Annotated in this window: 11 protein-coding genes; 5 read left to right on the top strand and 6 right to left on the bottom strand. The window is 35.7% G+C overall.

Annotated features, from left to right (window positions below; all coding sequences use genetic code 11):
- Positions 1-39: 39 nt before the first annotated feature.
- Positions 40-354, bottom strand: coding sequence for a GTA baseplate fiber-binding domain-containing protein (locus OZD68_RS06070; RefSeq protein WP_259365985.1), 315 nt, complete (start codon positions 352-354; stop codon positions 40-42).
- Positions 355-494: 140 nt separating this feature from the next.
- Positions 495-2,852, bottom strand: coding sequence for a glycoside hydrolase/phage tail family protein (locus OZD68_RS06065; protein ID WP_275009249.1), 2,358 nt, complete (start codon positions 2,850-2,852; stop codon positions 495-497).
- 206 nt (positions 2,853-3,058) lie between these two features.
- Between OZD68_RS06065 and OZD68_RS06060 the strand changes: the two genes are divergently transcribed.
- Complete coding sequence (locus tag OZD68_RS06060) at positions 3,059-3,265, top strand: hypothetical protein (protein WP_182309374.1); 207 nt, start codon at positions 3,059-3,061, stop codon at positions 3,263-3,265.
- Between the two features lie 539 nt (positions 3,266-3,804).
- On the opposite strand, the gene dcd is transcribed toward OZD68_RS06060, so the two are convergent.
- Positions 3,805-4,362 (bottom strand): dCTP deaminase, encoded by a 558-nt coding sequence (gene dcd, locus OZD68_RS06055; protein ID WP_182309375.1) that lies wholly within the window; start codon positions 4,360-4,362, stop codon positions 3,805-3,807.
- A 140-nt stretch (positions 4,363-4,502) separates the two neighbouring features.
- On the opposite strand from dcd, the gene OZD68_RS06050 reads away from it, so the two are divergent.
- The gene (locus OZD68_RS06050) at positions 4,503-5,519 is read left to right on the top strand and encodes a substrate-binding domain-containing protein (RefSeq protein WP_182309376.1); all 1,017 of its coding nucleotides are present in this window, start codon (positions 4,503-4,505) and stop codon (positions 5,517-5,519) included.
- 79 nt (positions 5,520-5,598) lie between these two features.
- On the opposite strand, the gene OZD68_RS06045 is transcribed toward OZD68_RS06050, so the two are convergent.
- Together OZD68_RS06045 and OZD68_RS06040 are read right to left on the bottom strand one after the other, a co-directional pair.
- Positions 5,599-6,015, bottom strand: coding sequence for a hypothetical protein (locus OZD68_RS06045; protein ID WP_259365987.1), 417 nt, complete (start codon positions 6,013-6,015; stop codon positions 5,599-5,601).
- A gap of 174 nt (positions 6,016-6,189) precedes the next feature.
- Entirely contained in the window at positions 6,190-6,882 is a 693-nt protein-coding gene (locus OZD68_RS06040) for a hypothetical protein (protein WP_182309377.1), read from the bottom strand.
- Between the two features lie 311 nt (positions 6,883-7,193).
- Between OZD68_RS06040 and OZD68_RS06035 the strand changes: the two genes are divergently transcribed.
- Both OZD68_RS06035 and OZD68_RS06030 read left to right on the top strand, forming a co-directional pair.
- Positions 7,194-8,222: a TrkH family potassium uptake protein gene (locus OZD68_RS06035; protein WP_259365988.1), complete on the top strand. Its 1,029-nt coding sequence runs from the start codon at positions 7,194-7,196 to the stop codon at positions 8,220-8,222.
- Between the two features lie 34 nt (positions 8,223-8,256).
- Entirely contained in the window at positions 8,257-8,655 is a 399-nt protein-coding gene (locus OZD68_RS06030; protein ID WP_259365989.1) for a potassium transporter TrkG, read from the top strand.
- Positions 8,656-8,910: 255 nt separating this feature from the next.
- Here the strand turns inward: OZD68_RS06030 and mgtE are convergent, their stop codons facing one another.
- Positions 8,911-10,281: a magnesium transporter gene (gene mgtE, locus OZD68_RS06025; RefSeq protein ID WP_182309378.1), complete on the bottom strand. Its 1,371-nt coding sequence runs from the start codon at positions 10,279-10,281 to the stop codon at positions 8,911-8,913.
- Between the two features lie 153 nt (positions 10,282-10,434).
- Here mgtE and prfB point away from each other — a divergent pair.
- A protein-coding gene (gene prfB / locus OZD68_RS06020; protein WP_182309379.1) for a peptide chain release factor 2 occupies positions 10,435-11,539 on the top strand; the annotation gives its coding sequence in 2 pieces (ribosomal slippage) (positions 10,435-10,509 and positions 10,511-11,539; 1,104 coding nt in all).
- The last annotated feature ends 182 nt before the right edge of the window (positions 11,540-11,721 follow it).

The raw sequence follows: 11,721 nt of genomic DNA, 5'->3' as shown, positions 1-11,721 counted from the left end.
GAAGGGCTAGAGTATCCACTTTAACCTCTCTAAATTTGCTCACAATCTCTTAACTTGACGCGTATGGTCACCGTAAGTCACTGCTTTTAGGTAAAACTTTTTCCCCATTTGCACTTCGAAAGATATTATTGAATCATCAAGTAGAATAAATTTTTCACCTGTGGCATGATCATATTCTTTAGTATCTTCTTGCCCTCTGATTAGGTTGCTAAGCTTATATTTATTTTTATCTATAAGTTCAGCATTCTGGAATTTTATTACCTCTTTTCCAACCAGTGCTAAATTTGAGTTCGCAATTGAAGTTATGTTTCCAAAACGTAACACTACTATAAGCCCCTCGTCGGTAGATTCCATTACATATCCGTAAGTAGACTGCTTATTTGTGCTTGCGATAGGCTTATAATCCTTATCGTTGTACGAAATATAGCTCTTTTTACAATAATCCGAACAGACCGTAATATGCTACTGGCCTGCTATAGCCATAAACACATATCTTATCGCATTCGGACTATTATAAGAAAGGCTATAAAGAGCGTTGCTCCCTTCCAATTCCTTTCCTCACCAATTAAAGTAAAGCTTGCAATATTACCTTTAACATGCGGTAAATCTATCATTTCTGTGATGGTTTTGCTGATATGAGAAGGAGGGTATTCCTTCAGCATAAGAGACCTTGTTGAAGGAAAAGAAAGCTTATATATGGAGCTGTCATAACCAACACCACTTACTTGAATGGGCATGCTTTCAAATTTTGTTTTTATAATTCTCACCGTATGCTTTTTCTCAACGTCTAAAATCGTCATTACATCACTTGGCGCAAGCCACGCATATCTTATCGGCAGCTTGAAATTGTATATATTTCTCTCTTGCCACGAAGAATAAAGTAAAACCTCAGCTATATTTTGCGCCTCTCCCTCCTCCATAATGAGCGGTATTTCAACTGTTATAGCAGTGCCTTGCTTTGGCAACTCAGCATATTTAACATCAATTGGATAGCCAAAATTGCGATTAAAATAAACGACGTTAACTTTATTGTTTAAATCCAGTTGACTAATATTAACAAGTTGCATTTGCTTTGAATTGTTACTGAAAACCGTTTCACCAATTGGCATTACAGTTGTAACTCCCCTGCCCTTTTGAACAAATTTCAGTTTAGAGTCCTGTTCAACCACATCAAAAAAATAGCAACTTTGCAGCATTTTAATAATAGAACGTACGCGTTGCTGGTCGTTTATCACATACCAAGACAATAACCCTTTGACGTTGCTTGTATCGAACTGATCGCTTTTTAAACCTGCTTTTTGTAATAGATCCGATAAAACATCGGAAATATTAAGCTGTGAAAGCTTTCCCTGAATCCAATGTCCTGTCTGCCAATTATGGCAGTCAGTCCACATATCACATAAATTAGGAAAGTAAGGAAATGGCCTTGCATCCCACGCCCAGAGAAACATTTTTTCTACCATTTCCGAGCTTTGCCACTTTTTTAACGTTCCTTCAATTGCAATTTTTTGCGAAAGAAAGCTCACCTCTCCGTTTGAATATCGTGGATATTTGCTCTCTATGCTGCCTTTGTCAACAAACACATTTGGTTCATTAGTGCAGCCGTTCATACTGGGAAATCCATATTCAGTAAACCATATTTTTTTCATTTTTGGTTGCCATTTTGTTTTGCTACCACCTGGATTTATGTGAGTTTCACTCCACCATTTCTCTATATTTTTCCACGCATACCTGCTGTCGTTATACTTTACTTTTTCAGGCTCACTTTTTGAGTAATCATAGAAATAATCATACCCCACTCCACTGCTCCAACCACCCATTACATCTTCCGCAGAATAGCCAAAAGGAGGCTCTGGAACATCAGTCAGTAGAAAATAAGCATCTATGCCAATAACGTCGATGTACTCTGAAGACCAAAGCTCATCCATATTATACCAACCATCATATGAATGGTATTCGCTCCAATCCGCAGCGTAAGTTACCGTTACTTCTTTTCCAAGCTGAAGTTTTATTCGCTTTGCAAGCTTAACTAGCTCTATAACTGCAGGGTAATTACCTTGTTCATCTCTAATTTTGGTAAGCCGCACAAGTTCAGAACCGATGATAAACCCTTCCACTTTAGTTTCTTTGGCAATGCTTGCATAATGCTCTATAAATTTGTTATATTGATTCTCAAGAAAATCACTTATATCCCCAGGAGTCCCGCTCAATTTTCCTCGCCACTCTTTGTTCTTTGTGTCAAGCAAGGGCATTGGATAGAGCATCACCTTGTAGCCTCTGCTGCGTAACTCTTCTATGTATCTTATCAACGCTGCATCACTAACTGTGCCACCATACCTTGGGTTTCCACTCGCATCTTTTGAAATTAGCTGAGCATTATCTCTGGTTACACCCCCTACTTGCCAATCATCAGGTAATATTGCGGAATCATCTTGAAATTCAACTGCAGGATATATTTTACAATCTTTAATGTTCAGATCATTCACAAACCAATTGACTACTACCGATACCCACTCAACATTTGGTAAATCTCCCTTTAATTGATCCAAAGAAAGCATTGCATCGCTCTTTTTAGTGTGGTTGTTGTGATTTACCCTTTGCGCCAGCCCATATGGGATATATTGGTTGCTGCTTATTTTCTCTTGCGCGATTTTCTTCTGTATTTTTGTATCATATACAAACTCACCTGAACCTGGTATGATATTGATATTCCGAATATTTTCCGCTATTGAAAACCCAACGTGCTTTAATGCAGTTTGCACTTCAAACGTAAATACCGGAACATGATTATTATAGTCTGCTAAAGGAAAATTCTTGATGACTATGTAAGATATTCCCCTATAAGCCGGCACATTCCCCTCTCCTTCAATTGATGACATAAATGGATCAGGATTTTGGTCTTCTCTGCCGCTGTAAAAAGTATAATCTATTTCATCAAAGCTAAGTGATGTTGTATCTGCCCAGATTCTGTTTAATTTTTCTACTTTCCCCTTGCAGATCGCAATTGCAAGCGTTGCATAGTATAGCTCTTTTTACAATAATCCGAACAGATCATAATATGCTACTGCTCTACCATAGCCATAAGCACATATCTTATCCTATTCGGACTATTGCGAGAAGTGCTATAATTATATGTAACGTTCATACCTCTTCCAATTTTACTTTTGGTGGTTATCGCCTCTTCTTTTATTGGCTGCGCCCAAATAATGTTCCCTGCAACACGAGCAGTGCCATAGATAATTGGAATTGTTCTGCCATAGGTTGAGGTTTGAACTTGCAGATTTTTTAGCCTCGCACCATGCGTTACTTTTTGCTCGGCATCAAGGCCAAACATCGCACCATCAAGCTGCGCACCAAGAAGAGCACCGAGTTCTGAGCCGATAATCTGGCCAATTGGCCCAAAAATGCTGCCTGCTTGACCAAAAATTGATGATAAAATTATTGTAGACATAATGATCCTCCTTTTTGTTTCTATAGCTAATGTAGGCTCGACGTCATGCCGCAGCGGATAGATCCCGCTAACAAGCAGCGGGATGACGAGCTTATCGTTATGCCGCCGCGAACCGTCATACCGCGATTCATTCGCGGTATCTCTTAGCATAGATTCCGCTAACTAGTAGCGGAATGACGAATTTGTCATTTTACAGCCACTTGGATGACAATTTGCTACTAAATAGCAGCAAATTCAATAAGTTACAATAAATAATTGAAGTTTTTAATTAAGAAAAGCACATGATGTAGCTATAATCATTGTAAGCAACAATGAAAAAGTACGGAAGTGAAAAATTACCACTCTCATGGCAATCACTTCACCAGCGGCAAAGTGATACCATGCTGATTCATATATTTTCCTTTCATATCATCATATGATTTCTCGCATTCACTTTCGCCGCTTAAAAATACGAATTGGCATGCGCCTTCATTAGCGTAAATTTTCGCAGGAAGCGGAGTGGTGTTTGAGAATTCGAGTGTGACATGACCTTCCCATCCAGGTTCTAAGGGAGTAACGTTTACTATAATTCCACACCTTGCGTAAGTTGATTTACCAACACAAATGACCAGTAAATTCCTTGGTATACGAAAATATTCCACTGTACTTGCAAGTGCGAAACTATTTGGTGGAATTATGCATACATCTGCTTCCTTATCTATAAAACTATTCTCAGAAAAATTTTTAGGGTCCACGATAGCTGAATTAACGTTAGTAAAAATTTTAAATTTATTATCCACTCTTGCATCGTAACCATAAGATGATAGTCCGAAAGATATAACACCTTTGCTGCTTTTGTGATTCACAAAAGGCTCTATCATTCCAAAATTTTCAGCTTTTTCTCTTATCCATCTATCTGGCATAACTGCCATAATTGCCCCTTAAAGTTGTGTAATACTTACAATAATATAAAATAAAATTTAAATGTAAACTGTAGCTTTTGTCATGCAATTAAAGCTTTTCAGTTTGATTTTTGTTATAATAATTAGATTTATGTTCTTAACTAAAAATAATGCTTAGAAACTTTCTCCTGATTTTTGTATTCGTATTATTCACGCCGCTATCAAATGCTGATGCCAGGAAATACATCAGAATTGTTGGATCTTCAACTGTTTTTCCTTTTATCTCGTTTATAGCCGAAGAGTTCAACCGTGTATTCTCCTTTAAGACTCCAGTTGTTGAATCGATAGGAAGTGGATCAGGATTCAAAATGTTTTGCTCAGGAATAGGGGAAGACACTCCAGACATCACCACTTCATCTCGCCCTATGAAGGAAGTAGAAAGAGAACTATGTAAAAGGAATAAAATTAATGAAGTGATAGAAATCATCATTGGCTATGATGGAGTTGTCATTGCAAATTCAAATCAAAGCCATAGATTTGATTTCACAAAGAAGGACTTATTTGAAACTTTATCTGCATATTCTCAAGAAAATGATAAATTAGTAAAAAATAATAAGAAGTTTTGGTCTGATGTAAATCAAGTCTTACCAAAAACAGAAATTGAAATTTATGGTCCACATCGAAATACAGGCACATACGAAACTTTGGTTAATTCTATTATGCTTGATCAATATTCATGCATGAACTCGAGAATTTTCAAAGAGAATTATAAAGATCAGGAAGAAAGAAAGCAAGCATGTGGTAATATAAGGGATGACGGAAGGTATATAGAAGTTGGAATTAATGAAAACATAATAATACAAAAATTGAAAAGTAACAAGAACGCTTTAGGGATATTTAGTTTTAGCTTTTTAATGAGGAATCAAGATAAAATACAAGGGAGCACAATTGCAGGAATTGAGCCAACTTACGAAAATATATCATCGGGAAAATATATATTAGCAAGACCTCTATACCTTTATATAAAGAAAAAACACATGGATACTGTTGATGGATTAAGAGAATTCATAAAAGAAATTATAGATTCGATCAGCATTGAAGATGGGTACCTATCTAGGCTTGGTCTAATTCCACTTTCAAGTGAAGATATAAAGAAAGCTTCAGCAAAGGTTTATGATATAACGTGACGGCAACGTTTCTTTTATATTCTTTGTTCTAGCGTAGTCAGACCCAGCGCGGCGCGCTGGGATGACAATGGATTACTAATTAGACAGTTCTGCGTTGTTGCAACACCACAGAAACAACCGGGTCCGAGCTTTTCGTATTTGGGCTTTCTGATTTCTCACAAACTCCTCCAATATAAGCTAGTACAGCCAATGCTGAAACTGCTAAAACCTCTAAAACTAATGCAACTACAGGATATGCCAGCACATAGGCTGCAATAGCACCAACTACGCATAGTCCAACAACGCCCAGAGCGATCTTCCCTTTGTGTTCACTCCAGAAGTTTGTATCGTTTTTTTCTGGGGTTTTGTTGTCTGCAGTTGGTGCAGAGTTTACGGTGTTTTGATCTAGATCAGTGTCATCTATAAAGTTAAGATCATCATTCTCAGACGGATCCTGATTGATTTCTTGTGAAAATCGAGTCGCATACTCTTTATCCCATGCTATCTGATCATCCATACGCGTCAAGTTAAGGAAAAGTGGTATAAGGAAGAAAGGAAACGAAAAAACTATCTTATATATTAAGTAATAAAGTTATTAATTTATAGATTCTTCTGAAAAAATTATCTTCTTCTAGATAAGAACTCCCTAAAAAAATAAATGTAACAAATAAAATGCCCATCTCAAATGTTGCTATATTTCACGATATTTCCTTAACTTGACGCGTATGATCTGATCATCAGTCTTGGCATTATCTAGTTCATTTTTACTAAGTTTTTCCTCAAATTCTTGAATCAAATCTTGAAAGCATTGCTCACCTACTCCAGATATTTTAGCAAAACGTTTTTGTGCACATGTAAGTTTATCCATTACATAGTTATTTCCATTGGGCTCGAACCCAAGGAGCCCTGGAGAAGCAGCATCAAACATTAATTTAAAGCTTTCTTTTATCTTTTCCACATCTTCTTGGTTCAATTCTTCACTATATTCAACTTTCAGAGGATAAACTAAAAGGGCATCTACTCTTCCACTACTCCAATATACCTCTCGCTCTAAAACCCTTTCTACATCTTCACCACAATTCTCTAATGCTGCTTTAACTTGATCAATATCAAGGTTTTCTATTGCTTCTTGTAAGTTGGAATCAAGATCCATTACCCACTTGTGATCTTCTATTTTTTGAATAACTTTTCCAAGAACAGGTACGTTATTAGAATCGTTGGTCCTTTCTTGCAGGCCTCTAAGGATATTTATTGTGTTAACACTATCACCTCCTGCTAGATCGTATTCTGTATTACACAAAAAATCACGAGTTTTTTGATCAGCTTCCTTCCAAATTTGTTCAATGATCTCTACTTGAGCTTTAATTGTAATGCTACAACACATAACAAAATCTAAAATGGTACCTTTGTCACTAGTAAAAGTCCACTCGTGGCTCAAAACTGCTTGTATATCATTATGTTCATTATTGTCGAGTACGTTCCGGACTTCCTGAAAATTGCCATTCCAGACTGCCTATCTTAATGAATCTAGAATTTCTTCTTGTGCATTAGTTAATTCAACCATATCTTACCTCTAATAAAAATTTAATTATCACACATATTTACAAGTAAATCAAGCATACTGTTAATAAAGGCCAACAAAATGCTTGACGTTAGAGTAGCTTTTATGGCTTTGTATAGCGAGGAAGTAATTCTATGAAAAATCATCAACGTTTACAAAATTTGCGTTCAATTGTATTTATTGTGGGAATATTCCTATTGCTGTTTAGCTTAGCAATGCTTATTCCTGCTATTACCAATAAGTATCTCAGCTACGAATGGAAAAATTTCCTCGCTGGATTCATAATTACCTGCACATCTGGCGCAATTTTTATTTTACTCGGTAAATTAAGTAGATTGCATGGAATGCCAGCAATTTTTGCGATTACTAGTTGCACCTGGATTGCCTTGTCTCTGTTTGCAGCTATTCCTTTCTATTTTGATAATCTGAGCTATGTTGATGCATTGTTTGAAACGATATCTGGCATCACAACAACAGGAGCAACTATATTTAATGATATTGAAAAACAATCTCCAGGAATACTGCTATGGAGAGCAATGCTACATGGCATGGGGGGTTTTGGTGTAATCACTTTAGGAATTGCAGTTTTTCCTATGTTTAAGGTTCTCAGCCTAAATAATTTACTTTATTCTGAGTATTCAGATGCTACCAAAAGGAAGTTGCCGAATACGCGAAGCGTAGTGATTCATGTTACGGCAATATATTATGGCTTAATTTTGTTATGTATATTTTCCTATTATCTAGCTGGTATGCCACTATTTGATGCAATATGTCACGGAATGTCTGCTGTATCAACTGGTGGATTTGCTAACTATAATGATTCTATAGGGCACTATAATAATCCCATACTAGAAGCCATAACGATCGTTTTTATGATTTTGGGTTCTCTGCCTTTTCTTAGCTATTTAAAAATCATAAGACGGTTAGACATTTGCTATGATGAGCAGGTCTCTTACTTTTTTAAGATAGCTATTGTTTCATCTTTATTTGCTTGTTTTTGGTTGTATAAAAATGTTGATTTAGGAGTGTCATTATCATTTAGACGCAGCACATTTACCATCACTTCCTTGATTACGTCAACTGGTTATGCAATCTGTAATCATATAGATTGGAGTTTCATTTCAGTCCTAGCTTTTTTTTCTCACCTTTGTTGGTGGATGTAGTGGTTCTTCAAGTGGTGGTGTCAAAATCTTCCGCTTGATTGTTCTTTTAAGGTCTATAAGAAATTACTTTTACCTTTTATTAAACCCTGATGCAGACAATGGAGTAAAATTCAATGGAAAAACCCTGGAGAATGATGAAGTTCACTCTGTCTTTATATTTTTTGCAATTTTCATGTTAACGTTTACCATTTCATCAATAGTGATGTCTTACTTAAGCAATGCAGACTTTATAACTAGCATCAGTTCAGTCTCTGCAACGCTTACAAACTCTGGCCCGGGATTTAGTAATTTAATATGTCCTTCGGGTAATTATTCCTCTTTCAGTAATGAAGTAAAATTATTTCTATCGTTTTTAATGCTGCTTGGCAGACTTGAAATATTGCCAATCTATTTTTGTATAGGCAATTTATTCTTATTTAATAGAAAGAAATAGTTGGTAAAATTTGATATTATAGCTAAACTGACTTACGACAATTTGAAAAACCGTCATTCCGCTACTCGTTAGCGGAATCTATACCGCGAATAAATCCACAGATGTACGAACATTGTGATTTGGGCACACCAGGAAGAATGTCATCCAAGTAGCCCATTTCTCGTCATCCCGCTACTTGTTAGCGGGATCTATGCTAAGAGATACCGCGAATGAATCGCGGCATGACGGTTCGCGGCGGTATAGCTATAGATAGTATTAGCTATTTAATAAAAAGATCGTAGCTAAACCAAGAAATATAAAAGCTGAGAGAATATCAGTTGTTGCCGATGTTAGGATTGAAGAAGAAACGGCAGGGTCAGACTTTAAACGGTGAAGCATTATAGGAATGAAAGTTCCGATGAACGTTGCAATAATTGACATCATAATCATGGAGACCACAAAAATCATCTCCACTTTGAAGTTGTGAAACCTTATTGCTAACACTACTAATGAAATAGTAGATAAGATCACCCCGTTTATAAGACCTATTAAAAATTCTTTCATCAGTATTCTTTTTGCATTTTGCTCAGTTAGATATTTTGTTGCGATTGCCCGGATGGTTAGCGTTACTGTTTGGGATCCTGCATTTCCGCTCATTGATGCAATTATCGGCATGATTATTGGCAGCACTATAAAACTTTTTATTACATCATCGAAAAAGCCAACTACTATGGAACACATTGTTGCAGCTAAGAGGTTAAACAGTAACCAAGGTAGCCTTTTAATTATAGTTTTATGTATAGGGGCATTTATATCGGCTTTAGAAGATACACCGCTTATTTTGAGTACATCCTCTTCTGTTTCTTGTTGAACAACTTTTATTACATCTTCAATTAAGATCACACCAATAATTTTACCATTCTTATTTACTACCGGAGCCGATAATAGAGAGTAATCTTTAAATATTCTTGCTACTTCCTCTTGGTCTATTCCAGTTTTAATGATTTTTATGTCATGATCCATTATCTCTTTTATTATTGTGTCTCCTGAGTGAGATATTACCTTATTTAAATTAACACTGCCTATAGGCTCTAATTTTGAGTTGATAATGAATATCTGGTGAAATTTTTCTGGTATTTTTTTATAGTTGCACACAAATTCTGTCAGTTGATTTATTGTCCAATAATATGGAGCTATAACCATATCTTTATGTATTAACCTTCCTGCACTTTCTTCTGGATATGATAGCAACTCCTCTACCGATTTCTGAGTTTTGCTGGGCAAATAGTAAAGTATATTTTCTACAGACTTTCTATCTAAATCTTTCACCATGGTTACTATATCTTCTACATCAAGGAGCATGAGTAACTTTGCTGTATTTTCTATTCCCAATGTTTCTATGATCTCTATTTGTAAATCTGGCACTACATGCACTAGGGCATCACTTAACAAATGTTGATCTAGGATATTAACTAATTTCTCCCTGTGATCACTGATCGAAGTAGATAAAAAATAAGCTAACTGAACACTGTCTATCGTTTTTACAATATTACGAACATTCTCTAGCTCCTCGTTATCAAGTGACTCTATTAAGTCATCAATAGCCTTTTTGTCTAAACCATAATGGGAACTTATTTCAATATTCATTACTTTACCTTGTTTTTTAATAAATATACGCGCTTGATTTCCTTAAACATTAAAGTATAATGAAATTATTTAAATTAACTATCATATGGTTAAATTTCTATTTTGTTTACTGTTATTGTTATTGATAGTAAATATATTAAAATCTAAAGTATAATGAAAACTTATCCAGAAATTCTTGAACACTTTCAAAGCTTAAATAAAAGTATTTCTCTTATCAGGAGGTGTCTTTGACATAGAAAAATTAAAGTTGCGCCTTGAAGAGCTTGACTCCCAAGCGTCGAATGATGACCTATGGCAAGATAACCAAAAAGCACAAGAAGTTTTAAAAGAACGTTCTAAAATTAAGAATGACGTAGAGTCGTTTTTAAAGCTGGAAAGCGATTACAACGATGCCGTCAGCTTAATGAAGTCTGCTGTTGATGAAAATGATGAAGAATTTTTCTCTGAAGTTGAAAATGAATTAGCTAAGCTAGAGAAATTAATCAAGTATAAAGAAACAGAGTCCTTATTTACTGGTGAAGCAGATAATAATAACTGCTTTTTAGAAATCCACTCAGGAGCTGGCGGAACCGAGAGCAATGATTGGGCTGAAATGCTGATGCGCATGTATATAAGGTGGGCAGCAATTTATCACAACTTTAAAGTTGAAGTTGTAGAAAAATTAGAAGGAGAGTCAGTTGGTATAAAGTCTGCAATGATAAAAATCGTTGGAGAAAAAGCTTATGGGTGGGCAAAAAGTGAAAGTGGAATTCACAGGCTGGTTAGAATATCGCCATTTGATGCAAATGGTAAACGTCATACCAGTTTTGCAAGTGTAGGAGTAACTCCAGTGATCGAAGATTCAATTGATATTGCTGTGGATGAAAAGGATCTAAAGATCGACACCTACCGAGCTTCTGGAGCAGGCGGTCAGCATGTGAACAAAACTGAAAGTGCAGTACGCATTACGCATATTCCAACTGGTGTTGTAGTTCAATGCCAAAATGGTCGTTCTCAACATAGAAATAAAGATGAGGCGTTAAAATTACTTAAAGGACGTTTATACCAAATTGAACTGGAAAAAAAAGAAAAGAAAATGGCTGAAGAGTATGGTAAAAAATGCGATATAGGCTGGGGTAATCAGATCAGATCGTACGTTATGCATCCATATCAAATGGTGAAGGATTTAAGAACCGGACATGAAGTGGGCAATATAAATTCTGTTTTTGATGGTAATATAGATTGTTTCATAGTTAGTGTGCTTACTAAGCAAAATTAGGTATGGTTGACTTTCTTGCCATAATATATGATAATTAAAATATTGTTAAAGTAGGAGTAAAGTTATGGCTATTAAATATGATCAGTGGAAAAGTGACCTTACCCAGAAAAAGTGGAGAGAAAGTTTGGAATGTTTTTTACAAAAAGAATGATGCATCAAATTGTTCTGGAATGCAATAGTTA

This window comes from Wolbachia endosymbiont of Drosophila bicornuta, assembly GCF_028982105.1.
GTDB lineage: Bacteria > Pseudomonadota > Alphaproteobacteria > Rickettsiales > Anaplasmataceae > Wolbachia > Wolbachia pipientis.
The sequence above is the reverse complement of the archived record's forward strand: the minus strand, read 5'-3'. Positions and strand labels throughout refer to the sequence as shown.